The sequence below is a fragment of the Lactiplantibacillus sp. ME-2 genome (genome assembly GCF_022549155.1).
Classification (GTDB): Bacteria; Bacillota; Bacilli; order Lactobacillales; family Lactobacillaceae; genus Lactiplantibacillus; species Lactiplantibacillus plantarum.
Genome location: NZ_JAKZEQ010000013.1, coordinates 46,069 through 69,832, shown reverse-complemented (window position 1 = coordinate 69,832; position 23,764 = coordinate 46,069). Strand labels below are relative to the sequence as shown.

The 23,764-nt window shown below is 47.0% G+C and carries 24 protein-coding genes, 2 pseudogenes and 1 riboswitch; of the genes and pseudogenes, 13 read left to right on the top strand and 13 right to left on the bottom strand.

Going from position 1 to position 23,764, the window contains the following annotated elements; genetic code table 11:
• Nucleotides 1-50: 50 nt before the first annotated feature.
• Nucleotides 51-827: pseudogene (locus tag MMY95_RS06820) on the bottom strand (cell division protein FtsK); the annotation flags it as partial.
• 32 nt (nucleotides 828-859) lie between these two features.
• Nucleotides 860-1,501 (bottom strand): YtpR family tRNA-binding protein, encoded by a 642-nt coding sequence (gene ytpR / locus MMY95_RS06815; protein WP_013355484.1) that lies wholly within the window; start codon nucleotides 1,499-1,501, stop codon nucleotides 860-862.
• 168 nt (nucleotides 1,502-1,669) lie between these two features.
• On the opposite strand from ytpR, the gene MMY95_RS06810 reads away from it, so the two are divergent.
• A complete protein-coding gene (locus tag MMY95_RS06810; RefSeq protein ID WP_003640256.1) occupies nucleotides 1,670-1,993 on the top strand; it encodes a PepSY domain-containing protein in 324 nt (107 codons plus the stop codon).
• Between the two features lie 136 nt (nucleotides 1,994-2,129).
• Here the strand turns inward: MMY95_RS06810 and trmB are convergent, their stop codons facing one another.
• The 4 genes from trmB to MMY95_RS06790 form a co-directional block, all read right to left on the bottom strand.
• Nucleotides 2,130-2,774 (bottom strand): tRNA (guanosine(46)-N7)-methyltransferase TrmB, encoded by a 645-nt coding sequence (trmB, locus tag MMY95_RS06805; protein ID WP_003644279.1) that lies wholly within the window; start codon nucleotides 2,772-2,774, stop codon nucleotides 2,130-2,132.
• A gap of 85 nt (nucleotides 2,775-2,859) precedes the next feature.
• Nucleotides 2,860-3,645 carry a phosphotransferase family protein gene (locus MMY95_RS06800; protein WP_241277560.1) on the bottom strand — a complete coding sequence of 262 codons (786 nt, stop codon included), beginning with the start codon at nucleotides 3,643-3,645 and terminating at the stop codon, nucleotides 2,860-2,862.
• Between the two features lie 118 nt (nucleotides 3,646-3,763).
• Nucleotides 3,764-4,969, bottom strand: a complete 1,206-nt coding sequence (locus MMY95_RS06795) for an ABC transporter permease (RefSeq protein ID WP_053267636.1) — start codon at nucleotides 4,967-4,969, stop codon at nucleotides 3,764-3,766.
• Nucleotides 4,962-5,699 carry an ABC transporter ATP-binding protein gene (locus MMY95_RS06790; RefSeq protein WP_003644277.1) on the bottom strand — a complete coding sequence of 246 codons (738 nt, stop codon included), beginning with the start codon at nucleotides 5,697-5,699 and terminating at the stop codon, nucleotides 4,962-4,964. The genes MMY95_RS06795 and MMY95_RS06790 overlap by 8 nt, the downstream gene beginning before the upstream one ends.
• A 199-nt stretch (nucleotides 5,700-5,898) precedes the next feature.
• On the opposite strand from MMY95_RS06790, the gene MMY95_RS06785 reads away from it, so the two are divergent.
• From MMY95_RS06785 to MMY95_RS06775, 3 genes are all read left to right on the top strand, one after another.
• Nucleotides 5,899-6,351 carry an HIT family protein gene (locus MMY95_RS06785; RefSeq protein ID WP_003640251.1) on the top strand — a complete coding sequence of 151 codons (453 nt, stop codon included), beginning with the start codon at nucleotides 5,899-5,901 and terminating at the stop codon, nucleotides 6,349-6,351.
• A gap of 10 nt (nucleotides 6,352-6,361) precedes the next feature.
• Complete coding sequence (locus tag MMY95_RS06780) at nucleotides 6,362-6,703, top strand: YtxH domain-containing protein (RefSeq protein ID WP_003645204.1); 342 nt, start codon at nucleotides 6,362-6,364, stop codon at nucleotides 6,701-6,703.
• Between the two features lie 232 nt (nucleotides 6,704-6,935).
• Complete coding sequence (locus MMY95_RS06775) at nucleotides 6,936-7,832, top strand: peptidylprolyl isomerase PrsA (protein ID WP_053267634.1); 897 nt, start codon at nucleotides 6,936-6,938, stop codon at nucleotides 7,830-7,832.
• 203 nt (nucleotides 7,833-8,035) lie between these two features.
• On the opposite strand, the gene MMY95_RS06770 is transcribed toward MMY95_RS06775, so the two are convergent.
• Nucleotides 8,036-8,983, bottom strand: coding sequence for an ADP-ribosylglycohydrolase family protein (locus MMY95_RS06770; protein ID WP_104795663.1), 948 nt, complete (start codon nucleotides 8,981-8,983; stop codon nucleotides 8,036-8,038).
• Between the two features lie 292 nt (nucleotides 8,984-9,275).
• Between MMY95_RS06770 and MMY95_RS06765 the strand changes: the two genes are divergently transcribed.
• From MMY95_RS06765 to MMY95_RS06745, 5 genes are read left to right on the top strand one after another with little or no spacing between them, the layout of a single operon-like run.
• On the top strand, nucleotides 9,276-9,980 hold the full coding sequence (locus MMY95_RS06765; RefSeq protein ID WP_003640248.1) for a WxL domain-containing protein: 705 nt from the start codon (nucleotides 9,276-9,278) through the stop codon (nucleotides 9,978-9,980).
• An 18-nt stretch (nucleotides 9,981-9,998) separates the two neighbouring features.
• Nucleotides 9,999-10,679 (top strand): WxL domain-containing protein, encoded by a 681-nt coding sequence (locus tag MMY95_RS06760; protein ID WP_024003038.1) that lies wholly within the window; start codon nucleotides 9,999-10,001, stop codon nucleotides 10,677-10,679.
• 9 nt (nucleotides 10,680-10,688) lie between these two features.
• Nucleotides 10,689-11,735 (top strand): DUF916 and DUF3324 domain-containing protein, encoded by a 1,047-nt coding sequence (locus MMY95_RS06755; RefSeq protein WP_003644276.1) that lies wholly within the window; start codon nucleotides 10,689-10,691, stop codon nucleotides 11,733-11,735.
• 59 nt (nucleotides 11,736-11,794) lie between these two features.
• The gene (locus MMY95_RS06750) at nucleotides 11,795-12,166 is read left to right on the top strand and encodes an LPXTG cell wall anchor domain-containing protein (protein ID WP_104795661.1); all 372 of its coding nucleotides are present in this window, start codon (nucleotides 11,795-11,797) and stop codon (nucleotides 12,164-12,166) included.
• Between the two features lie 5 nt (nucleotides 12,167-12,171).
• Nucleotides 12,172-15,450: a WxL domain-containing protein gene (locus MMY95_RS06745; protein WP_104795660.1), complete on the top strand. Its 3,279-nt coding sequence runs from the start codon at nucleotides 12,172-12,174 to the stop codon at nucleotides 15,448-15,450.
• A 301-nt stretch (nucleotides 15,451-15,751) separates the two neighbouring features.
• On the opposite strand, the gene MMY95_RS06740 is transcribed toward MMY95_RS06745, so the two are convergent.
• Nucleotides 15,752-17,068: an FAD-dependent oxidoreductase gene (locus MMY95_RS06740; RefSeq protein WP_241277559.1), complete on the bottom strand. Its 1,317-nt coding sequence runs from the start codon at nucleotides 17,066-17,068 to the stop codon at nucleotides 15,752-15,754.
• A gap of 153 nt (nucleotides 17,069-17,221) precedes the next feature.
• Here MMY95_RS06740 and MMY95_RS06735 point away from each other — a divergent pair, with 153 nt between their 5' ends.
• Both MMY95_RS06735 and MMY95_RS06730 read left to right on the top strand, forming a co-directional pair.
• Nucleotides 17,222-17,569: a TetR family transcriptional regulator gene (locus MMY95_RS06735; RefSeq protein ID WP_238352298.1), complete on the top strand. Its 348-nt coding sequence runs from the start codon at nucleotides 17,222-17,224 to the stop codon at nucleotides 17,567-17,569.
• A complete protein-coding gene (locus MMY95_RS06730) occupies nucleotides 17,566-17,847 on the top strand; it encodes a hypothetical protein (protein ID WP_241277558.1) in 282 nt (93 codons plus the stop codon). The genes MMY95_RS06735 and MMY95_RS06730 overlap by 4 nt, the downstream gene beginning before the upstream one ends.
• Nucleotides 17,848-17,981: 134 nt before the next feature.
• On the opposite strand, the gene MMY95_RS06725 is transcribed toward MMY95_RS06730, so the two are convergent.
• Nucleotides 17,982-18,623 carry a Crp/Fnr family transcriptional regulator gene (locus MMY95_RS06725; protein ID WP_011101408.1) on the bottom strand — a complete coding sequence of 214 codons (642 nt, stop codon included), beginning with the start codon at nucleotides 18,621-18,623 and terminating at the stop codon, nucleotides 17,982-17,984.
• Between the two features lie 88 nt (nucleotides 18,624-18,711).
• On the opposite strand from MMY95_RS06725, the gene MMY95_RS06720 reads away from it, so the two are divergent.
• Together MMY95_RS06720 and MMY95_RS06715 are read left to right on the top strand one after the other, a co-directional pair.
• On the top strand, nucleotides 18,712-19,275 hold the full coding sequence (locus MMY95_RS06720; protein ID WP_003640240.1) for a hypothetical protein: 564 nt from the start codon (nucleotides 18,712-18,714) through the stop codon (nucleotides 19,273-19,275).
• Nucleotides 19,276-19,451: 176 nt separating this feature from the next.
• Nucleotides 19,452-20,012, top strand: a complete 561-nt coding sequence (locus tag MMY95_RS06715) for a nucleotidyltransferase family protein (protein WP_003640239.1) — start codon at nucleotides 19,452-19,454, stop codon at nucleotides 20,010-20,012.
• A 30-nt stretch (nucleotides 20,013-20,042) separates the two neighbouring features.
• Here the strand turns inward: MMY95_RS06715 and ribH are convergent, their stop codons facing one another.
• The 4 genes and pseudogenes from ribH to ribD form a co-directional block, all read right to left on the bottom strand.
• Nucleotides 20,043-20,522 (bottom strand): 6,7-dimethyl-8-ribityllumazine synthase, encoded by a 480-nt coding sequence (ribH, locus tag MMY95_RS06710; RefSeq protein WP_003640238.1) that lies wholly within the window; start codon nucleotides 20,520-20,522, stop codon nucleotides 20,043-20,045.
• Nucleotides 20,519-21,733, bottom strand: coding sequence for a bifunctional 3,4-dihydroxy-2-butanone-4-phosphate synthase/GTP cyclohydrolase II (locus tag MMY95_RS06705; protein ID WP_070083337.1), 1,215 nt, complete (start codon nucleotides 21,731-21,733; stop codon nucleotides 20,519-20,521). Before MMY95_RS06705 ends, ribH begins: the two co-directional genes overlap by 4 nt.
• A gap of 1 nt (nucleotide 21,734) precedes the next feature.
• Nucleotides 21,735-22,337, bottom strand: a pseudogene (locus MMY95_RS06700) (riboflavin synthase).
• Entirely contained in the window at nucleotides 22,338-23,405 is a 1,068-nt protein-coding gene (ribD, locus tag MMY95_RS06695; protein ID WP_053267628.1) for a bifunctional diaminohydroxyphosphoribosylaminopyrimidine deaminase/5-amino-6-(5-phosphoribosylamino)uracil reductase RibD, read from the bottom strand.
• A gap of 158 nt (nucleotides 23,406-23,563) precedes the next feature.
• Nucleotides 23,564-23,694, bottom strand: a riboswitch (FMN riboswitch).
• Nucleotides 23,695-23,764 lie beyond the last annotated feature (70 nt).

Genomic DNA, 23,764 nt, shown 5'->3' with positions numbered 1-23,764 from the left:
GATCTACACGATTGTCATATCGTCGGCAGCGTCAGATGTGTATAAGAGACAGGGTCAGTGGGCTCAAATACTTCCGTGGGAGCCGTCACTACCACTGAATCATCGGTTTTAGGCGTATTAATTGCCGCAGCCGACACAGCTAATTCAGGAGTAGTAGGTTCAAACACTTCCGTTGGTCGCACAACCGTCGCCGAAGCTGCGGACACCGTGGAATCACTGCCGGTCTGTGACGTGTTAGCCACGACCGTTTGAGCAGCCACGCTCGATGCTGCCTGACTAGTTACCGTTGTCGGGTCAACACTTGAAGCCATCTTCCGTTCCGCTTGACTAAGAACTGCCGAATCACTCGGGTGTTCAACTTGACTCGTGTCCGTCCCACTATCAGAAAGCGGTTGTTGCAAATCAACAGCCGGTAAATCATTAGCTGCTGCATCCGCAAACAATAAGAAGGTCTCGGGCCGCTTATGCAAGCTCGCTTCAATTTCTAAATAATTACGGTCATCGTGATCCTGAATGATACCGCCATTTGTCAGCGCCGCACTAAGCTGGGCTGGTACCCGGGATGGGTGAAAAGTCCCATGGGTGCCACCGTTAAAGAGGGTCGCACTAGTTGCAGCACTGCTACTCGAAGTAGTTGCCTGACTCGTCACCTGCTTGGCGCTAGTTTGACTGGCTGGCCGTTTTGGCGCCGCACTAGGTGCACCAGCAGTCGATTGTGGACTAGCCGATGCCGCTACAGGAGTTGATTGACTGGCCGCTGAATTATTCACTTGTGGTTTGTTAAATCGATATTTCCGGAAAAATGCCGGGCCATCATAATGGTTCATTTTCAATCATCCTAGTTTTTAATATCTGCAAATTAAGCGGTAAATAACGTCTGAGCGCGTTTGAAATCAAATGGCGCACCCACTGGCTGATAATCGGCGGGCAAAATCAAAGCCCCTGGCCGTTGTGGCGCGTTCGGTAATTGTAATTCTCGGCCTGAAACAATCATGCCATCACTCTCAACGCCCCGTAATTCGCCCGGCCAAATAATTAAGCCACTGGGCATCATTGCACCGACCTTGGCGACAACAACCAAAATATCCGCCTGCATATTAGGTGAACCACTCACGATTTGAAGTGGTTGATCCAAACCAACATTCGTCTTGGTAATCTGTAAATGATCAGACTTCGGATGTGCTTCGGCTGATTCCACATAGCCGACCACAAACTTAGGGTCAGTGTCTAAAACTAATTCAGGTTCAAAATCATTGGTTTTTAATAAATTATTTAATTGCTCAACTTGTTCGGCCGTTAAGTGAACTTGACCATTGGCATCTAAGTCGCCTAACGTCTTGGAAACGTCAAAGAAATTATAGCCCAAGGTTTCCCCACTGTCAGCATCGCTAATACGCGTCACATTGGCATGTGTTTCAATCGTTTGGGTGGCCGCATCTGGTCGTAAAATGGTGATTAACGTGTCACCTAATTCGGATGGATTATAACTTGTAATTAACATGTGAAACCCCTTTACTCTCATTTTAGCGTTCAACACTATATTATAGCGTATTTTACTTAAATCATACTGATTAATTATGACTTTTCTTTGTATTCTCGTCAATCATTGGTATACTAAATTTAAATAAAACATTTCCTAGTCAAGTTAGCTGAAAGGAGACGCAACATCATGAATAAACAATTACAATATGGCGGCTTGTTAGCGGTTGGGATGGCTGGTATCGCCGGGGGCTTTTCCGTTGGCGGCCTGTTCAAGCGGTTGCGCCGCCCCACCCCTAACCAAATTCTTAGCCAAGTCAAGCGCGCGTTTTTGAAGGAAGCACCGATTGAAGGCTCGTGGATTGAAATGAAAAAATCCCCATTACAAAAGTTCGCATTGCGCACGGATGTCTACTATGGCGGCATTACCCGCTATGAAGATGGTCAGCTGGTACAGTACGAATTTTTGGCCGATGCCAATACTGGTAGTATTTTAGACATTTACCGGCTTTAATAACTCACAATTGACTATCCGCATTAAAAATGAGCTTCTGGAATTAAAATTCTGGAAGCTCATTTTTGATGTTTCCGACAATTACACTCAATTAAAAAACAGCGATCGCCGACGCGTTTCGCTGTTCTCATTCAGTCTATTTTGCTGGGAAAGTTGCAATAATCTTATAAATTGGGCCCGCCGCACTGAACTTCTGTTCATATTCAGTCTCGACGTTATCCTCAGGTGTGGCAACCGCATGCAAGTCTAACCAAACTTGTTCAAATTGCATTCCAAAGTTATTCATGCTCGTTAATGAAAATTCGAATAGCCCCCGGTTATCAGTCTTAAATTCGATCTGACCGTTGGGTTTTAAGACTTCCCGGTAACTGCTCAAAAACGACTTGTAGGTCAAACGCCGCTTTTCATGCCGCGACTTCGGCCACGGATCAGAGAAGTTCAGATATAAGCGATCAACTTCATGGGGTTCGAAAAAGGCAGTCACCGCTTGACCGTCCGCATGTGCCAATTGCAGGTTAGGCAACGGGGCCTCGACTAGCTTTTTCAAAATAATCGCAATCACCGAGGTCTGAATTTCAATGGCAACGTAATTTATCTCAGGATGACGCTTAGCCATTTCAATGATGAACTGGCCCTTTCCACTCCCCACTTCAATCTGGAGTGGCTGGGGTTTGGCAAAACGGCTTTGCCAGCGGCCTTTTAGCTGAGTTGGATCTTCGGTAATAAGTTCGGGATGGGCGGCAATTAACTTTGGCGCCCACGGTTTATTTCTGACACGCATCTTGATTGACTCCTTCTTCATTTGCTTACTCAACAAAATCGCCGCGAATTCCATCTGGGACTCGCGGCGATTTTGTTGCTCGTCGTTACACTTCGTACTGCGATAATTCTTCTAAAAAGATAATTTCATGGTTCATCTGATGATACTGATTCCGATAATAATTATCTTTGATATTCAATAGTAAATTGATCTTAGCATACCAGACCACTCGCGTCCGTAAGGCGGTCGTCATAGTCTCACCGTATTCACTAAGCCACTGTTGCCAATCACTTAACGTGACATATTCGCATAGTAGCATACTAATATCTGACGCCGGATCCGCAAATCGTGCGGAATCCCAGTCAACCAAGTACAGTTGTTGACGATCTGATAGTAACCAGTTCTTGTGGTTAAGATCACCGTGACAAACGCGATAATCAGTGGCCGGTAAAGTGGGTGCGGTTCCTCTTAATTCATCCAGAACCCGGGCCATTAACGGATGGTGCCGTAAATCATCTGGTAAATCTTGTAAGTATTGCTGAATAAAGTCTTGTGGGCGGACACTCTGACCACCGACTTTTCTTAACATCCGGTGAAGCAACTCGGAATTGTGCACACGTGCCAATAAATGCGCCACTTCAGGCAGCCGCATTTGTTGCTTCGTTAAAGTTTGACCATTCAACCACTCTTGGGCTGTCAGCGTATCCCCGCTCGAGATACGCTTCGTCCAGATTAATCGCGGGGTAATTTCTTCCATCGACAGCGCCGCTAGGAACGGCGAGGCGTTTCGCTTTAAGAACAATCGTTGGTGATTTTTTTTGCCCATGAAAGCTTTATTCGTATTCCCATAGATCGGGTAAACGTCCCAGCCATCATCAAGTTCGAAATCCATCAGCCCCACTCCTCTCAAAATTTATTTAATGACTCATTATTATTTGACTTAACAATCACATTTTATAGACGAAAGTTGAATCCGTCAAGTCCTTTTTAACCCTTGATACATCAAGGTTTTAAGCTAATCTTAATTTTAAATACCAAGTAACTAAGAGATAGATTTCAATCACGTTAATGATGAGCAAAATCCCAACTTGAGCTAACGGTGCGTTGCTTAACCAGAACGCAACTAAAAAGATTAATCCCGTCAAACTTAACACGTTTCGCAATAACCGCTGAAAGTTTTTCACCCGTTGTTTAGTTGCCAGCGGATAAATGTGCGTAAAAACTATATTATCGTATTGCTTGTAAAACGGCAACAATTGAAACCCAATCAAGTAAATAAATAAGGCGTCCAACGCCATCGCTAACCAACCATGCCCACTAAAGTACAGTAGCACCGCACCAATAACTGTCAAACGAACCACTAACCCGCTAAATTCCGTGCCGCGCAACATGCCACGTGTATATAGGTAGCCAAACGCATGCTGCTGGTCCTTAGGTAACCACCGTAGTAACCAATCCAGGTACCGACGACGTTTGACACTGCCTTGCACCATTGGTACATCCGTAAATAAATTAAAGAATCGATAAATCCCTAACATACGGTTGGCTTCGGCTTTGATGTCGTCACGCCAAGCAATCACCGTGGTCGACCAAATTCGTTGGTGCAAATAACGTTGTCCCACCGCAATCGCGATGGCCATTGCGGCACTCAACCACGGCGTCACTAATAGTCCCACTGCCAACGTGACGAACGCGCCGGCCCAGTTCAGGGGGCGCAACCACCGCTTCATGCTTGGCTTCACTTGATAGAGATGCGTCACGCTCAGCGTTAACTGGGCATCCTTTAACGCCAACTGGGTGATGAGTAACGCCAGCAACGACCAGCCCGTCATCTGATCAACGATCATGAGCAACGGCACGGTCAAGCCAACAAAAATCACTTGGACTGCTTGCGCCAACCACCAACTGTAGCGCCACGCTTTCACGAAGTACGCATGCACATCCCGTTCACGTGGTAACAGGAAAACGGTATCGGCCGGTTCTAATAACGTTGCGATATGACTGACACTTAGGCCCGCCCATAATAAGAGACCGAGCACCCAGACGATCCACGTCTGCTGAGGGCCAAGCGTCTTGAGCCAATTGGAATAAGCCAGCCCGAGTCCGCCGACAAAAAACATTAATGCAATGACAAAGTGATCATTGAACACCAATCTTAGGTAGCGCAACATCCGACGCAGATGCCGCTGCAACCGCGTTTGAAATAACTCATTCATCACGGGTCACCCCGGTCAATGAAAGATAAATATCGTTTAACGACTCACCCGCATCCGGATAATTCGCTTTGATTTCAGCAAAAGTCCCCTGTGTCTGTACTTCACCAGCATGCAATAATACAAACTTATCACAAGCTTTTTCAGCCGTGTCCAAAACGTGCGTCGACATAAGGACAGCGGCTCCCTGTGCTTTGACTGTCGCAATCAATGCCAACAAGTCGTGCACCGCCAAAGGATCCAGTCCTAAGAAAGGCTCATCAATAATGAACAACTTAGCGTTAGTGATGAACGCACAAACAATCATGACTTTCTGTTTCATTCCCTTTGAGAAGTTCGCGGGGAACCAATCCAACTTGTTAGCCAATCGGAAAGTTTTCAATAAGTCATGAGCCCGTTGCCAAGCCTGTTCTTGGTCTAAACCATACGCCAGCATCGTCATTTCTAGATGTTCTTTTAATGTTAACTCTTCATATAAGATAGGTGTTTCTGGAATGTACGCAATTTGGCTTTTATAGCTTTGAGGATCTTGTGCTAATGTCACGCCATTGAGCGCAATTGATCCTTTCATGGGCGTCAACAAACCGATAATATGATTAATGGTCGTTGACTTACCGGCCCCGTTAAGTCCGATCAAGCCCACTAATTCACCGGGCTCAACTTGAAAACTAATATCTTTTAAGACGGGAATTTGCGAATACCCACCAACTAAGTGTTGTACCGCTAATGTCATAACGTTAACCTCTTTCTGTGTTGGTATAAGTGCTCCCATTATAGCATAGCCATCACGACACCCTCTATTTGGTTAGCTCATTGATCCCCGACTTTACCGAAACTTCAGTAATTTGTCGTCACTCAAGCTACCTAGTTTTGATTGCCGCAACATCGATAGTGTATAATGAACCCAACTAATAAATAAAGAAGGTTATCACATGACAGCTTTTGAACCAAAACTCGATGACGATTGTATCTTTTGTAAAATAATTAAGGGTGATATTCCGAGCTATACCGTTTATGAAGACGACATGGTCAAAGCCTTTCTTGACATCTCGCAAGGTACTCCTGGTCACACCTTAGTCGTACCGAAGACGCACGTTGCCGATATTTTCGGTTACGATCGTGATCTTGCCAGCATCGTGTTTGCGCGGATTCCTGAAATCGCCCGCGCTATCAAAGCAACTGACGAGAATATCATTGGCATGAATATCGTTAACAATAATGGTGCGGTCGCTTATCAGTCCGTCTTCCACTCCCATTTTCACCTCATCCCCCGCTACAGCGATAAAGATGATTTTCGGATGATCTTTAAGGACAACGCCAAAAAATATGACGAAACCGACTACACTCGCTTACAGAACGCCATTAAAACTGAATTAGCTAATTAGGAGGTCTCCCATGGCAAAGTTTATTCGTAACAGCCTGATCGGTCTGGGTCTCAGTGCTGCTACCTACATGTTGATCAATCAGAAAACACCTAAAGCGCTCTACACAGACATCAAAAGTTACGTGCAAGACGTTTTAGATGCTGCTGATAACTTACAAGACGCACGTGAAGAGTTTAGCGATGCCCAGAGCAATCTCAGTGTTCAAATGGCCCACGCTGCGGAAGTTTTTGATGACATTCAGACTGAATTGGATAAATTTCAATTTAAGATTGAACCCCACGTAGCCATCATGAAAAAACGTGCGGATCACTTACAAGACACCTTAGACCATTTAACCAAGACAACCGACTGAGCAAGTAATCATGAGGTCGCATTAGGCCCACGATTCTTTTGTTTGCTATCTTAACAAGCTGATTTCGTTTAAATTCACTGACGCATTAGGTAGAATTTATGAAGAGGCTGTGAAATCTCTGAAAATTTTGTAAAGATTTCCATATGCATGCAGAAGCTTTAATAGATATGGTATAGTAGTCGTTGAAGTCTGCTAACGCAGAACGATTTCAAGAATAGGATGTGTTTTAGGAATGAAGAAATGGCTCATTGCCCTTGCTGGTGTCTTACTAACCTTCACCTTAGCTGGTTGTGGTAGCAAGACCGTTGCATCAACTTCCGGTGGTAAGATTACCGAAAGCCAATATTACAGTAGTATGAAGGGAACCTCTTCAGGTAAGCAAGTCTTGCAACAAATGATCCTGAATAAGGTGCTCGAAAAGGATTATGGCTCAAAAGTTTCGACTAAGCAAGTGACGAAGCAATATAATACTTACAAGTCACAATATGGTAATTCTTTCTCAACCGTCTTATCGCAAAATGGTTTGACGACCAAGACCTTCAAGGAACAATTACGTTCTAACTTATTATTGAAGGAAGCCGTTAAAGACAAGGTCAAGATTACTGATAAAGCTTTGAAGAAGCAATGGAAGTCTTACGAACCTAAAGTCACGGTTCAACATATCCTAGTTGCCAAATCGGCAACTGCTGACAAAGTCTTAGACGCTTTGAAGAAGGATTCTAGCCAAGCCAACTTTACGAAGTTAGCCAAGAAGTATTCAACTGATACAACGACTAAGAATGATGGTGGTAAGTTATCAGCCTTTGATAACACTAACACGAGCTACTCATCTAAATTCTTAACGGCTGCTTTCAAGCTGAAGAACGGTGAATACACGACTTCCGCTGTTAAGACCAGCAACGGTTATGAAATCATCCGGATGATCAAGAACCCTGGTAAGGGTAAGATGTCTGATCACACCGCTGATTTGAAGAAACAAATTTGGGACAATGATATGAGCGACTCCACTGTCTTACAAAACGTTGTTTCTAAAGTGCTTAAGGGTGGGAACGTTTCAATCAAGGATAACGATTTGAAGGATATCTTATCGTCATACCTTTCAACCTCATCTTCATCAAGCTCTAACTAATTAAATTAATTAAGCCACCCTGACGTTTAACATGTCAGGGTGGCTTTTTGTGTGGAATCATGATTTTAAACGCTTGTTTTTTGAAAACGACTCACGTTATTCGTGAGCGCTTTGCACCAGACCACCGATAAATATATCCCGGGAACGCCTCCCAAGCTACTTAATCACATCCAAACAATTCACGCCGAAAGACTAACCGTCAGCTAGCTGCTCGCAAATTTAGCAGTAAATACCTCAAAATGGGCATTGAGCAGTTTATGATTTAAGGTTTGTTGCCACCACTTCGTATCCACTGTAATATCAGGATGCCAAGCAGCAGTTAAGGCCGCGGTAATCGTGGCAATCGTATCCGTATCGCCGCCAAAGTTAACAGCCGCTAACACCGCTTCCCGTGGCGTCTGGTAGTTTAAAGCTAACCAACATGCGGCCAACAGGATATCCACAACGTAACCGCTAGTCCGAATGACTCCGGCTTTTGTTTGGGCGAAGTCTGGTGAAAATAACGCGCCATATGTGCTCGGTTCACCTAAAAGTGTCATATCCTTGATTGTACTGATTAGCAATTCATGCACCGATACCAGTGCAGCAGGCAACGCTTGTCCCTGATGAAGCACATGCAATACTTCCAAATAAATTAGACTCGCCACAACTGAACGAGCATGACCATGTGTCAACATCGTGTAATTTCTAGTTATCGTCAGTCGATGTGCGACGCTTGTGTCATTCTGCAGAGCCACCGCTAACGGCGCTAAGTACATCAGCGCGCCGTTGCCATTCGCATGCACCGAAGGATCACCGCATTGGCGGGCCGGAAACTGATTGATGGCATAATTCCGAATTGCATGAGCACAAGTCCGACCAATGTCAAGCAGTTCACCACGCGGCGTGTTCGTTCCAAAGCGCATATAGTTCTCAAATCGGGACATGAGATCATCATAATCACCACCGCTAACCAAATTCTCAATCAATCCTAAACTCATCGATGTGTCATCAGACCAGCTCCCTGCTGGCTGTTTCCAAAAGTCACTTGCGACCATTTCCGTAATTAACGGATAAGTTCCCCGTTGACGATTTTCCGCGGGCAACCCTAATGCGTCCGCTACTACTGACCATCGTAAGCCATTGATAATTCCCGCTCGGCGCACGCCCATCACTCCTCCCGTTAGTTAACCGATTCTTTATTTATTCATATGACTTAATTATACGCCATTACACCTAGTGCTGGCACATCAACACTGTCCTACATCACGTGGCCTAATTGATAAGCTAATACTAATCAATATTCATCAAAATATATGCATAAAAATAGCCGAAGCCTAATAGATTATGCTAGCCTTATAGCAACGATAAATGCAAGCCAATCTTCTGGCCAGGAGTTGATTATCGTTACCAAACATTTGTTGATCACCGCAGGCACGGACAACCAAAAAGGAGCGATCCATCATGAAAAAAACAGTGCTTACCGCGACCATGTTGTTAAGCTTACTAGGAATGCCCGCCGTCATGGCAACCGCCGATTCAACTGCGAACACAACTACTAATTTGGAATTGACAGAAAATACTGGACCAACTATCCCAGTAGATCCCACTAACCCGGCCAATCCACAAGTTCCAGAAGATCCAGACAATCCAGCTACTGGTAATACTGGTGCTCTAACATTAGACGTGGCTCCTCGAACTTTCGACTTCGGCTCCGTTCAAACTTATGCCGCCGAACACACTTATAAGGCCACGACGACCACTAATGGGCAACAATATTTACAGGTCACCGATAACCGTGGGACCGATGAACAGGGTTGGACCGTAACCGTCGAGCAAGATCAAGATTTAACCGAAACTAGTGGAAGTTCACCGCATGTTTTGACCGGTACCACCATCCACGTACCAGCTGGGATTGCACGTAATAGTCTGGCAACTGACCCTACGGCGGTCGATACCAACCTGACGACTACAGCTGCCGATGTTACCAATACGAGTGGTGCCGTGACCGTTTTTAATACAACGGCCACTACCGGCGCTGGTAAAGGCACTTCGGTTAAAGTTTGGGATCCAAGTGATGTCACTTTGACGATTCCCAAAAACACGGCCAAACCAGGAGCCTACAGCAACACTTTGACATGGACCTTGACCGCTGCTACCCCTAGCTAACCATAAGGAGGGATTGCCATGTTTAACCGCTTTTGTCTTAGTACGGGGTTAGCGATTTTAGGGTTAATGGCAACCAGTTTGACGGCTATCGGGGCAACGACTAATGGTACCGTGACTTTTCAAGATGATACTAGTGCCACGTCCCCAGTCGATCCCACTAGTCCCAACGTCCCGTTGACAACCACCGATCCGAATAATCCGGCAACTAACAATACCGGAACATTGACCCTCGATGTGGCCCCCAAAACTATCGACTTTGGTACCGTCACCACGTCCAACGCAGCCAAAACTTACACTGCAATTGGCAACTACAATCAATATCTACAAGTCTCGGACAAACGCACCACTGCCAACGGCTGGCAAGTCAACGTTAAGCAAGACCGGACGTTAACTAACGCTAGTAATAATCACGTGCTGACTGGTGCGGTGATTCACCTACCCCAAGGAACTGCGCGTAATTCGCTAAACGAGCCCGCCTCAGTAGCCGATTCCAATTTAGTTGTTGCCCCCAGTGTAAGCGTCACCACCGCTGACCAAGTCGTTTTCAGTGCCCCCAACCGGGCGGGTGTTGGTAAAGCCACTTCCACAAACACTTGGAACGCGGGTGCCGTGACCCTTTCAATCCCCAAGCTGACAGCCCAAGTCGGTAACTACACGAACAACTTAGTTTGGACGTTAGTCGCCGCTACCACTAACTAGGAGGTAATCATGAAAAAATTGATGTGCTTATTCGGCGTAATCGGTGGCTTGGTTTTCATGAGTTGGACCTCACCAAGCGTCCAGGCCACCGCTACCAATGCCGAAGTTCAATATAGTGTTAACAAAATCAGTCCCGGCCAAGAAGTCGATGCTAGCAGTCCGTTTTTCGACCTTAAGGCCAAGGCGGGCACCACTCGTAAAATTCAGGCGCGGGTCTATAACCCGACTGACCAATCAATTACGGTCAAGACCCAGCTACTCACGACATTTACGAATGATTCAGGCCAAATCGCTTACACCCAAACAGCCAAACGATACGATGCCAGCTTAAAATATCGTTTTGATCAAATTGCGACTTTGGCAGCCGGTTCCGATAAAGTCACGGTCCCCGCCAAAAGTAACCGGGTCGTCAGCGCCACAATCAACATTCCCAAAGGATTCGATACCGGTGTAATCTTAGGCTCATGGTACTTCGAAAAAATGGGGCAAGGCGCGAAAAAGGCATCCAAGGGCGTCAATATTAACCAAAAATATAGTTATGCGTTAGCGGTTAAACTGACGGCCAAAGAAATTGCACAGCCTAAGTTGACTTTGGGGACGGTCACTCCCGGATTACGCAACTATCGCAAAGTCGTGCTCGCGACCATTCGGAACCCAGAACCAGCAGTGGTCTCGCAATTAAAACTGACCACTAAGGTCACGAGAAAAGGCAGTTCCAAGGTACTCTATCAGAACAGTAGCGACAACTTGATCATGGCCCCCAATTCGAACTTCACTTACCCCACTTTTTTAGACGATCAAGTCATGCGGGCGGGTGATTATACCTTATCCGTCACCGCAACGACTAACGACTCCAAATGGGCCAAAAAAACTTGGCATTGGTCCCGGGACTTTAAGATTACGACTGAACAAGCACGTCAAAATAATCAAAAAGCCAAGAATGACCCGGCCGCCCCCATCAGTATCTGGTGGTACGTCCTAATCGTCATTGTAATTGCTGGCTTATCCGCCGGAATCGTTTATCTAATTATGAAACGACACAATCGCAGAACCTAAATAAGCAGTTAATTTTAGATTATCTTCTAACTTGGTACTCAAACAAGGAGGTTATCGTTATGGCTAAATTCAGGCGGCTAGTTTTACTATCATTAAGCCTTGGACTAGCCCTCGCTGGTGGCTGTCGGAGTCCCGATGCCCTAGCGGCTACCCCAACTGACACTAGTGTGACATTGACCGACTGGCAAGCCGGGACGGCCCTGACAAACTTCCAACACCCCCGTCCCTATCAATATCTAGCGGTGCCCAACATCATCGCCACTGCTAATCAACAGGCTTCGACTCAGACACCATCATCCGCGGCAATACGTCCAGATCAATCAGTGCTACCACAAACGAATGAAGCCCGCCAACTGTTAGTCTGGTTAGGTCTGTTGACAGCTATCTTAGCCGGTTGGCTCGGGTGGCTCATGCAACGCCGAAGGGAGTGATCAATTTGCAACGACCACGAAGATTAATAACGGCTTGGCTCGGGTTACTCGTTCTCTTAATGAGTCTACTCGTTGTCAACGGCGGTGCCATTTATGCGACAGCGACCACCACGGCCACACCAATCAAATTCGAGAAACCACCCACGGAATTAGTGATTGGGCAACCTTTTACACTTCAGTTGGCCGTACAAGGTTCCCAGGAACACCAAGTCATGGTCGCTATTCCTGAGGCCCTCACCGTTGACCAAACTAAAACCCGGCAAGCCAACAGAGCGAGCCTCGCTGAGCTGGATTTTGATGCTGACAACCGGAAACTAACTTTGACGCCATCTGATCAGACAGCCAGTACCACGTTCGATTTGGTATTGAGTGCCAGTGAAGCGAAAACCTACAAAGTGACCGCGGAAGCACTGATTACTGGGCCAGCATTAGCGACCACTACCGCTTCAGCTGTCGCCAGTAGTGAAAAACCGACGACCCACACCATGACCGCTGAACCAATAACTTTCACCGTGGCCGCGGGCTCCGCAGTCGATTCACCTCCTGAAGAAGCCGGCACTGAATCAGCACGTGAGGTCAGCAATGATGCCGAAAGCACCTCTTCGGCCAGTCAAGACCCGACCACTGACGATTCGTCAGCAACAGCAACACAAGCGGCTACCACGAAACGTGATGACAACAATGCCACAAGCAAATCGTCCGAACAGTCGTCTAGTACCACCGCGACATCGGACCCGACTGCTGACAACGACACTACTACTAGTCGCACAGCGCAGGCTGATTCGGAAGTAGAACGGACACCGAAAGCGACTGCCACCAAAGCCGCTAATGATATCACGACCGCCGCAATCGTGGTCAATCCAGATGGTAGCACGACCGTCTCAACTTACGATGATTTAAAATCAGCGTATACCAATACCGCCGTCACGACGATTAAATTGGGGGCCAACATTACCCACACGTCAACAAGTGCTACAGAATTAGGCACTCGTACCACCAGCCTGACCATCGACGGGCAAAATCACAGCCTTGATCTCGGCATCGGTAACTTCACATTGGGTTCCACAACCACGGCCCAGACAATGACAGTAAAAAACTTCAGTAGTATTCGTGGCGCAATTGCGAGTGGAACAAGTAGTGGTGGCGCCGCCGGAATCATTCAAAGTGGGACCGATGGTGGGGCTAATGCTGGTGGAGCTCGTTGGACGATTACAGTGACCGATTTAATCACTACCAGCGACGTTTACCGCCTCGTCAACGCTCCTGGTAATCAAATCAATGTCAGTGGCGCAGTCACCGCAACAACCGTCGCTGAAAACATGATTACTGGTGGAATGACCTTTGCCGCCAGCAGTACCTACATCGGTCACAAGGCGAATAACAGTGCCGCCAACAAAGCTTTCTTCAACTTCACGGCAACTAGTACAGTTGGGACTGGAGACCGTAAAGTCACTATTGGTAGCGCTGCTAATGTTAACTTGCTAGGTAGCGCATCAGACGCGACTCGGGGTATTTTCTATGACCAGTATGATGCCGTCACGGTGGGTACCAACGCTATCCTAACCGCCAAGATGTACGGTAACGTCTATCGGGCAGAAACAGCAAACACGTTTACCGCCAACGCTGGCAGTAAGGTCACGTTTGAGAACTTAGCCACAACTAGTAGTAATGCGCTCTACTACGTTACCCCGTTGATTCCGCTTGGCAACAACAGTACGTTTACCGTGACGGGTGGCGAGTTGTATATCACTAGTAGTGGCTCAGCCCCTATTTTTGGTGGCTACATGTCCGGTTTGAGCGTCTTGCTAGATTCCCCTAAGGCCTACGACATTAAAAATACGGACTTTGCGCTTCTCGTTCAAACGGGGTCAATCGTCGAGACGACCATTAAAAGTTTCAAAATCACGAACAGTAACCTGAGTATGTGGTCATTGTCCTTATTGAACCTGTTGAGCGCCAGTGTGACCTATCAAGGGATCACCGCCATCGAACAGAACGGGGTCCTGATTACCAACAGCGGTAGCGTCTTACCGGGACTACTCACCTTCTCGGCTGCGCGCCGAATTGCGAACACCCTCTCATTACCGACTGTGCAATTCAGCTCACCGTATACGAGTGACTTGAACGCCCAGCTCGTCACCAATGCCGACAAGAAGGTCCGCGTTCGCGTTATCACCGGTTATACAGAATCGAATGGCACACAAACGCCGATTTACGCTGGAACGGGCACGGCAACCGTCAAGTTAACAGATGATCAAGGCGCAACGCAAAGTGGTACGACTGACAGCAGCGGTTACGTTAATTTCACCTTAGATCATTTTCCAACGGCCGGCACGACTATGACAGCTCAAGCAACGACCACCTATACTTCAGATCCTGTCACCATAACCGTCCAAGATAAGACGCCACCGACGCCGGTAACCGTTAAAGATGGAAAAATCGTTGCCGACCAAAAAACGATTGCCAGCGGTTCCACGACGACGGCTGGTAACACACTTCGTTACACGGTTAACGGGACCTCCGCAGCTGATAGCAACGGCAATGCCATCACAGCAATCGCTGCCAGTGATGGGAGTTGGTCCCTTGCGATGCCAGCCACTAAATTAAAAGCTAACGACGTCATTCAGATTTTTGTGAAAGATAGTGCGGGGAACGAAAATCCGGTCACCAGTACAACTTATCATGATGCCACGTTTGCCGCCGCTACCCAATACACCGTCGCACCGGCAATCGGCCCGACAGCACCAACTGAGCCCGAGCACCCTGGTACGACCAATACCAGTGGAAGCGAAAACACTGGGACCGATAATACGGGCGAACTTCGTTTAGACTACGCGCCCAGCCAATTTAACTTTGGCAGTGTCACAACAAGTATGCAGCCTAAAACTTACGCCGCCCAGACAATCAACGGTGTCGCGAAACAGTGGCTCCAAGTTTCGGATAATCGGTTAGCAACTCACGGTTGGACCGTCACTGCCCGTCAGAACAGTCCTTTTACTAGTACTAGTGGCGCCCAACTCACCGGCGCGAAGTTACACATTCCTGCCGGGCAGACCTATAATGAACGCGCTACGGGCCAGCTCAAAAGCTGCGCGGTCGATCTCACAACCGCCGAACAACCCGTCTTTGCAGCCCCAGCAACGGCCAACGTGGGGAAAGACCTTTCAACCAACGTCTGGCAACCCACCCAAGTTCAATTGACCGTTCCTGGCAACACCGCCCAAGCGGGCCAAACCTATAACACAACCGTAACTTGGACGCTAACGGCTAACGTGACGAACTAACGATTAAATATGCCAAACTGAGGCTCCTCGGCCGTACACCTTAAGTACTGGCCCCAACTCTAGCAATTGGAAGCGCGACTTCAAAGCACCATTAGACCACCACAATAATTGTCGATTTCATCACTTAAATTTGACCGTCGCTGGATTGCCCATCATTATTGATGACGCGACGGTTTTTTCCTGTGAGTTCCTAATGAGCTAATCATCAGTAACCACTAGTTTTCCATGTCATATACTGAGCTTAAGCAACACATCAACTTAAAATTGCCAAGTCCGTATAATGGGCTTGGCAATAATCAACCTAGTTAGTGGCTAAAGTTTGTAACGCCTGTAAACTAGCCGTACTGAGTACATCCACCGGCTGGCTTAATCCCGGTTGAAAGAAAAAGTCACCATAGGCTAATTGCTCGAGCGTTGCTCCCATCTGGATTGCGAGCGAAACGGTATTGATGACCGCCGTTAATTCTGCTGTAGACATTATTTGTGCACCTAGTATCCGATGAGTTTTATCATAAAACAACTTAAAATGAACGGTCGCATTCAATCGAGCTGGTGCGGATGCCACCAATCGGGGAACCGCGATGTAAGTTGCTAACACCAGTTGTTGCATACGGACAGCTAGTTGCGTGTTTAGGCCCGTAGCAGCAAAGTAATATCCCGCCGCATTAAGCGCGGACGTTGCCTGAACGCCGGGAAACACAATTCGCTGATCCGTTAACAAGTTATGCGCTAATAACCGACCGGCATGACTGGCCGCGCTGCCTAAAGTGATCCGCTCTTTAGTACCCGTGGGCGTAAACCGAACTTTAGTCGCATCGCCAATCGCGTAAATATCTGGAACACTTGTTTGAAAATAATCATCCGTCTCAATTAATCCCTCAGAATCTAGCGCCAAAGTTCCCCGTAGCCATGCAGTATTCGGTCGATTGCCGACTGCGACAAGGACTAAGTCGGCAGCATACTGACCACGATTCGTTTGTACCGCTGTCACGTGTGTTGAACCTAATACGGCCGTCACCCGCTCTTCCATCTTTAATTGCAGCCCATTCTCAACACTCGCTGCAGCTAAAATTTGCGTAAATTCTGAATCAAGATTGTGACTGAATGGCCGAGCGTTCACATCAATAACAGTTACTTGCTTGCCGGTTTGTTTAAATAAGGCTGCAAAATTCATCCCAATATAGCCGCCTCCAATCACGACCACGTTTTTAATGGCTGCTGACTTAGCGGCCAATTTTAACTCATTGATGCTGGCACGGTTTTGAATCGATCGAACACCAGATAATTCGGCTCCGGGAATCGGTAACTGGATTGGTAACGATCCAACGCTCAATACCAATCGATCGTAATGATCAGTCTGTAATTGCCCCCGTTGATTACGAGCAGTAATCGTGTGGGTCGCTGGGGTAATTCTTGTGACCGTCGTTTGGTCGAATAGAGTCACCTGCTGGGACAAGGCCAACCGCTCTTTTTCAGCATCCGCCGGAGCCCAATCCAAAGCCGTCGCGAATTGCCCGTGCTCGTACCAATGAATCTCATTATCCGTATTAGCTGCTAATAAGCCATTGACCGTTTCGCGGCCGCCATGTGCAGCCCCGACAATAATAATTTTTGCCATATTTTCCGCCTCTGATTACTTAAATTATTGTTAACAACGCTATTTAAGATACACGTTGTCTTTAACTACAACAATCGTTTGGCTACGGAAATCACTATTATTAAGGCACAAAAAGCAGTAAACTGTTTCTAAAACCAATTAGGAGATCTTTTTGTGACCCAACTCAATCAACGTCGACGTGGCAACCGACTGGAAAACGCGATTTATGACACCACCTATACCCTGCTTAGTCAATACGGCCTCGACCAGGTCACTTTTTCACGAGTAGCCACTGCGGCCGCTACCAGCCGCAGTGTTCTTTATCGCTACTGGGATTCGACCTTTGACCTCATCTTTCATACTATTATTCATCAAATACAAAAGACTCCCATTGCACTTACGACCACGCCATTAGATACTGGCAGTCTTCGTACCGATCTCATTCTGTTAGCGCAACGCTTTATCCAACAAACTAGTACGGGGCCTTCCGCTATTTTCGGCTATTGTTTGCCACAGCCTTGAACGCGCAGAACCAGCGCGATCTCACGCAGTTAGTGACTCAAATTGATCATGCCAACTTGACCTTGATCGAGCCACTTCTGACGAATGCACAAAACCACGGTGAACTTCAGATTTGGCCTAACCAAGCCGCACAATTAGTATTGTTTCAACAATTACGGTACTGCGACATCATCAACCAACCGATGAACACTGATCAGCAACTCACCAATCTCATTGATCAAGTCGTTTTGCCGGCATTGCGAGCAAGTGGCGTTGCTAACCGGCATTTTCATCATTAAAGAACCTCTTCCTCACAAGTCAAATAAAGTCTGATTTCCTAGCCCATACTGCGTTGGAAATCAGACTTTATTTTTAATATTGAACCAGCGTCACCCTTAACTAGCCAAAACCAGGCGACGCCCCCCTTTACCGTCTAACAAATTGTAATCTGGCGCTTATTGACGATAATCTGCCCTTCAGCCGCCAATTGTTTAAACTGACGACTCAGGGTTTCGGGAGTAATCCCCAAAATATTCGCCAATTCCTTCTTCTTCAACGGCAATTCAAATTCGATTTGTCCGGATTCAACGGCACAATCGCGCAAATACGCCATCAAACGCGCTTTAGCATCCAGCAAATCTCGTCGCAATTGATTCTTCTCAGCTTCAATCAATTGGTTCCCAAAATTATTGATCATTGCTAATGATAAACTGGCTGATTCACCTAATAATCGCTGAAAATCATCATATTGAATGGAACAGACCCACGCATCACTCGTGGCTTGAATAAATCCCTGATTCTCATGCGGTGCAAATAGCCAGTGTTGTCCGACGACATCACCACTACGCAACAACTCAATAATTTTCTCCTTACCATTAGCAGCTAAGGCATAAATTTTAGCCGTTCCCTCATCTAAAATGAGCATGCCTTCCTGATGGTCGAGTGGCTGACGAATCAACTGCCCTTTTTGATAAAATTTCCGGTGATGGGTCACCGTGATTAATTTGGCTTTCACCGCTGGCGCTAGCGGTGAAAATAATGGTGAACGACTCACACAATCCATTTTTGAATGCATAATTTCTCCTTTTCTTGATCTATGTCAATTTTTATATGATTAGACTAGCATATACTGACCATATAATGAAGAACTGGAGGAATTATTCATGACTAAAAAATACGTTGCTAACATCGTCCCGCTGAACGCCGAAGGAATCGGTACTGCCCCACACGGCACAGCGACTTTCACTGAAACTGGTAACCAATTACACGTCACCATTGAAATGTTCGATACCCCGGCCAACACGCAACACTGGGAACATTTCCACGGCTTTCCAGATGGCAAAGCGGCACAGATTGCTACTATGGCCCAAGATGTCAATCACGACGGCTTTGTAGACTTGCCTGAAACTGAACCTGTTTCTGGGACGACGATGGTCCCATTTGATAATGCGCCCCATCATATGGACGTACCAAATGATAATTACCCAGTTGCCGACGCGCAGGGCCACTTCGCTTATGAAATCGATGTGCCCTTAGGCGACCTACAGGCTAAGTTCAAAGAAGTCTTCGGTACCGATGACTTAGAACTAGACAAGCGGGTCATTTATATTCACGGCGTCCCACAAGACTTAGCCCTACCTGCATCAGTCGCTGGTGAAGTGGGCATGTATGATGCTCACGTAACCCTACCAATTGCAGTTGGTAAGATTGAGGTTACGGAAGACTAGGCAATTATTACTTAAACTCACAACCAAAAACTAAGACCGCTTACCACTATCAGTTAGTAGTGGTAAGCGGTCTTAGTTTTTTATGAAACCAGCAAAAGCAAATTCTTTATTTGAATTGCACGATATCATTACTATGTTAGACTATTTTTAACCAACATTAAATTGAGGTGTTTTCAATGACCAACGAACAACGAGTTATTCATATTATTAAAACAACTCCTGCTTTAATGACGATTCTTCAATTAATTCAAGACTGTCATTTAAAACAAGGCGCATTGGCGGCTGGTAGCATCCGTAATACTGTTTGGCAAGTACTCAGCGGGCAGCCAGTGATGTTCAACAGTGATATTGACGTCGTCTTTTTTGACCCTGAGCGACCAGCCAGCGATGATTTAAAAATCTATCAGCAACTTACTGATAAAGCCCCACAATACCAATGGCAAATAAAAAATGAGGTCTATATGGCACATTATAATTTTGATAAGGATCCCGAATTCACTTCCGTTACCGATGCAATTGGTCACTTTGTCGAAGTTCCAACTTGTATTGGCGCCTTTTTAGACGAAAATCAAATCAAGCTAATCGCCCCATACGGTGTAGACGATTTGATAAACTTTCGCTGTTCCCCAATCCCCTACTATCGCCAGGATGCCAAGCACATGGCAATCTATCAGCAGCGAATGGCACAGAAGCAGTGGCATCAACAATGGCCCAAGTTACAAATTGATGGTATTTGAAATATTATGCATACCCTTAATTTACGTCATTTAGGCCAAGTCAGCTTTTAATATTGCCCGCTGCACGTCCAATGTTTCTAACAAACTGACCGCACAGTCAGCACCCTTATTGCCACTCTTAAAGCCAGCGCGATCCATAGCTTGTTCAATGGTATCCGTGGTTAAAACGCCGAACATTATGGGCGTATCGGTTGCCAAACTGACGGTCGCAATCCCCGTCGTCACGCCACGACAAACATAGTCAAAGTGCGCGGTTGCACCCCGAATGACTGCCCCAAGTGCAATCACGCCATCATAGCGCTTGGTTGTAATCATTTTTTGAACCGTCAGTGGAATCTCAAAAGCTCCCGGTACCCAGGCCACGTCAATATCGGTTTCATTGACCCCATGCTGTACCAAACTTTCTTGTGCCCCAGTTAAAAGCTGCTGCGTTACAAACGCATTGAAACGCGCCACGACAATCCCAATCTTAAGCCCGTTGCCATTAATTTTGCCGTTAAAAGTTGTCATTCGTGTCCCTCCGTTAGTGTGAGTTGATGATGAAATCGATCACGTTTTGTTTTTAAGTAAGCTTGATCGTACTGATTGGCTGGTATTTCTAAGGGGACCCGTTCAACAACATCAATCCCCGCTGCACGTAACTGCTCAACCTTGTCAAGATTATTAGTCAGCAAACGAACCCGTGTAATCCCCATTTGGCGTAGAATTAATGCCGCAATATCATACCGGCGCTCATCCGGTTGAAAGCCCAACTGCACGTTCGCATCATACGTATCAACCCCGTGTTCTTGGAGTGCGTAAGCTGCTAGTTTGTTAGCCAAGCCAATGCCGCGACCCTCTTGCCGTAAATAGACGAAAACACCGCGCTGAGCTTGACTGATCTTTTGGAGTGCAGCGTGTAATTGATCACCACAGTCACACCGCCGCGATCCTAAAACATCGCCCGTAAAACATTCAGAGTGTAACCGCACTAACACTGGTTCATCGCCACTGATATCACCAGCTTGCAGTGCCACTGGCAACGCCGTATGACCGGGGGCTTCGAAACCAGTCATCGTGAACTTACCATCCTTAGTCGGTAAGTTGACACTCGGGGTCGTTGTTAGCTGGGCGGCACCCGCTTGAATCACGTAGGTGGTAATATCTTCAATGGTGATTAGCGGTAATTGTAAGCCCTCTGCCAAAGCTTTGAGATCACGGCGCCGCGCCATTAAGCCATTTTTCTTGATAACTTCACAAATATAGGCCGCGGGGGTCACACCTGCTAATTGTGCTAACGTGACGGCCGCTTCAGTATGACCACGCCGCGCTAACAATCCACCAGTCCGCGCAATCAATGGAAAAACGTGCCCGGGATGATAGAAATCAGCGGCCTGACTATTGGGATTGGCTAACGCTTGAATCGTGGTCGCCCGATCAGCTGCCGAGATTCCCGTGGACGTCGTATGGTGATCCGTTGAGACTGTAAATGCCGTTCCAAACGCATCGTGTTCACTAGTCATCGGTGTCAAATGTAGTCGCGTGGCGATACTTGGCGCCATCGGAACACAGAGTAGTCCCCGCGCTGATGTAATCATCCGATTCACTGTCGCAGTGGTTGCTTTAGCGGCTAGGCCAACCATGTCTCCTTCCGCTTCACGCGTCTCATCATCCGCAACAATAATCAATTCGCCCCGTTTTAATGCGGCCAAGGCCGCTGCTACCTTTTTCATTGTATCCATCTTAATGACTCCCCTCTAATGCTAATTGCCGGGCCAAGTACTTGCCCAGAATATCCGTTTCTACATTCACCAGCGTTCCAACTTGTAACTTAGACAAGGTCGTCACCGCTTGTGAATGCGGAATTAAATCGACTTCAAACGTTGTCTACGTGACCGCTACGACCGTCAAACTAACCCCATCAACTGCCACCGAGCCTTTAGTGACTACTAGTGCGCGATATTCTGACGGTAAACTGATCAACAGACGCAGCGCGTGCGCATCAGATTGTCGCTGCATCACTTGACCACAGTAATCGATGTGCCCCTGAACAATGTGCCCATCTAAGTGCGCGTTCACTTGTAACGCACGTTCTAGGTTCACCAATGAACCGACCACAAGGATTTTTAAGTTCGTTCGACGCACCGTTTCAGGCATCACCACTACACTGAAAGCATCCGCTTGTCGGGTCGTTACCGTTAAACAAATGCCGTTCACCGCTATACTGTCACCAATCTTAAGACTCGGTGTCATCAGCGACGGTGCGGTAATCGTAAGGGTCATTTCCAACCCTTGTTGGTGCACTTGGCTGACACGGCCCTTGGTTTGAATAATTCCAGAAAACATTTACTTAACTTCCTTTCGAACGGCCCGTAGCCGGATATTCGTCCCTAAACAAGTTACCGTTGGTTGTTCAAATGTCAACGGTGTCATCGCAGCGGCCCCGGTAACGGCTGGCAAACCCGTCCCACCAATCATCATTGGTGCGATGTAGCTGACCCATTCGTCAATCAATTCAGCCGCAACAAATTCAGCTTGCAGATGAGCCCCACCTTCAACTAAGAGTGACTGCCAGCCTTGTTCGACACATAGTTGACTGATTGCAGCGGGTGTCCAGTTGCCAATCAGGACGTGTACATTGGGACTGTTTCGAAGTTGGTCGTCACTAGCCGCAGCCTGACGACAAAGTAACCAGGTTGGTGCCTGACCGTCCTGAACAATCCGGTGGTTTAACGCCACGGTACTCGTATTCAACACCACCAATCGAACCGGTGGCTGCACCATTGCCGTCAGTCGGACGGTTAATTGTGGATCATCAATCGTTAGCGTCCGTTCACCAATCAGAATCGCTTGAAACTGTGACCGTAAGCACTGACTATCGATATAACTAGCATGATTGGAAACCAGCGTCCGAGTCGGCGTTTCAGTATTAATTTTGCCATCAAGCGTTATCGCCGTTTTTAGGGTGATCCATGGTCGCTGCTGCACATAAAAATGATTGTAGTGGGGGTTCAACGCGCGAACTTTGTCCGTTAAACAGCCCGTCACCACATCAACTCCGTGGTTCAAAAGATACTGACGTCCCTTACCACCCACGATTGGATGGGGATCTAATTGACCAATCACGACTTGCCGAATTCCAGCCGCGACGATTCGCGCACTACACGGCGGCGTCTTCCCATAGTGTGAACAAGGTTCCAGTGTGACAAATAACGTGGCCCCACGCGCCTGTTCTGGTGTGACCTGCCGCAGCACATCCACCTCAGCATGGTCACCGCCAAAATAATGATGATAACCTTGAGCTAACACGTGGCCGTCTTTGACTAATACCGCACCGACCTGGGGATTTTGGTACGTCGCCACCCCCGCCAATTTGGCTTGATCGATAGCCATTTGCATAAAATCAGTTAACATTGGTTCACCTCCAACAAGATAAAAAAACACCCAATTATCAAATCATCGATAATCGGGTGTGAAGTGTTCGCCAAATAGATTTCACCAGTAGGATCCAGCTAAATAAACCTACTTAAAGGTCGCCAATAGCCACTACTGCCTAGTAAAATTCAAGCAATAATTTTCTTCTCCCATCCAGACTATACTGTCGGTCCCAGACTTGCACTGGGTCCACCGCTCACGCGGGTCACGGACTTCAACTTACGTTGTTACCGTCGGTCGGGAATTGCACCCTGCCCCGAAGAAATCGTATTCAGTTTTCACCTTTTATAAAAACACTTTCTTAATCAATTGTCAATCACCCCTTTTAGTTTAACCTC

What these genes read in the sequence shown, in the direction of transcription:
- MMY95_RS06770 (WP_104795663.1), bottom strand. Translation starts at nt 8,983, where the DNA reads ATGGGCGTGCGCCGAGCGGGAATTATCAATGGCTTACGATGGTCAGTA.
- MMY95_RS06760 (WP_024003038.1), top strand. Translation starts at nt 9,999, where the DNA reads ATGTTTAACCGCTTTTGTCTTAGTACGGGGTTAGCGATTTTAGGGTTA.
- MMY95_RS06795 (WP_053267636.1), bottom strand. Translation starts at nt 4,969, where the DNA reads ATGAATGAGTTATTTCAAACGCGGTTGCAGCGGCATCTGCGTCGGATG.
- MMY95_RS06775 (WP_053267634.1), top strand. Translation starts at nt 6,936, where the DNA reads ATGAAGAAATGGCTCATTGCCCTTGCTGGTGTCTTACTAACCTTCACC.
- MMY95_RS06740 (WP_241277559.1), bottom strand. Translation starts at nt 17,068, where the DNA reads ATGGCAAAAATTATTATTGTCGGGGCTGCACATGGCGGCCGCGAAACG.
- MMY95_RS06705 (WP_070083337.1), bottom strand. Translation starts at nt 21,733, where the DNA reads ATGGATACAATGAAAAAGGTAGCAGCGGCCTTGGCCGCATTAAAACGG.
- MMY95_RS06780 (WP_003645204.1), top strand. Translation starts at nt 6,362, where the DNA reads ATGGCAAAGTTTATTCGTAACAGCCTGATCGGTCTGGGTCTCAGTGCT.
- MMY95_RS06785 (WP_003640251.1), top strand. Translation starts at nt 5,899, where the DNA reads ATGACAGCTTTTGAACCAAAACTCGATGACGATTGTATCTTTTGTAAA.
- ytpR (WP_013355484.1), bottom strand. Translation starts at nt 1,501, where the DNA reads ATGTTAATTACAAGTTATAATCCATCCGAATTAGGTGACACGTTAATC.
- ribH (WP_003640238.1), bottom strand. Translation starts at nt 20,522, where the DNA reads ATGACAACTTTTAACGGCAAAATTAATGGCAACGGGCTTAAGATTGGG.
- MMY95_RS06725 (WP_011101408.1), bottom strand. Translation starts at nt 18,623, where the DNA reads ATGCATTCAAAAATGGATTGTGTGAGTCGTTCACCATTATTTTCACCG.
- MMY95_RS06765 (WP_003640248.1), top strand. Translation starts at nt 9,276, where the DNA reads ATGAAAAAAACAGTGCTTACCGCGACCATGTTGTTAAGCTTACTAGGA.
- MMY95_RS06790 (WP_003644277.1), bottom strand. Translation starts at nt 5,699, where the DNA reads ATGACATTAGCGGTACAACACTTAGTTGGTGGGTATTCGCAAATTCCC.
- MMY95_RS06715 (WP_003640239.1), top strand. Translation starts at nt 19,452, where the DNA reads ATGACCAACGAACAACGAGTTATTCATATTATTAAAACAACTCCTGCT.
- MMY95_RS06755 (WP_003644276.1), top strand. Translation starts at nt 10,689, where the DNA reads ATGAAAAAATTGATGTGCTTATTCGGCGTAATCGGTGGCTTGGTTTTC.
- MMY95_RS06800 (WP_241277560.1), bottom strand. Translation starts at nt 3,645, where the DNA reads ATGGATTTCGAACTTGATGATGGCTGGGACGTTTACCCGATCTATGGG.
- ribD (WP_053267628.1), bottom strand. Translation starts at nt 23,405, where the DNA reads ATGTTAACTGATTTTATGCAAATGGCTATCGATCAAGCCAAATTGGCG.
- MMY95_RS06750 (WP_104795661.1), top strand. Translation starts at nt 11,795, where the DNA reads ATGGCTAAATTCAGGCGGCTAGTTTTACTATCATTAAGCCTTGGACTA.
- trmB (WP_003644279.1), bottom strand. Translation starts at nt 2,774, where the DNA reads ATGCGTGTCAGAAATAAACCGTGGGCGCCAAAGTTAATTGCCGCCCAT.
- MMY95_RS06810 (WP_003640256.1), top strand. Translation starts at nt 1,670, where the DNA reads ATGAATAAACAATTACAATATGGCGGCTTGTTAGCGGTTGGGATGGCT.
- MMY95_RS06720 (WP_003640240.1), top strand. Translation starts at nt 18,712, where the DNA reads ATGACTAAAAAATACGTTGCTAACATCGTCCCGCTGAACGCCGAAGGA.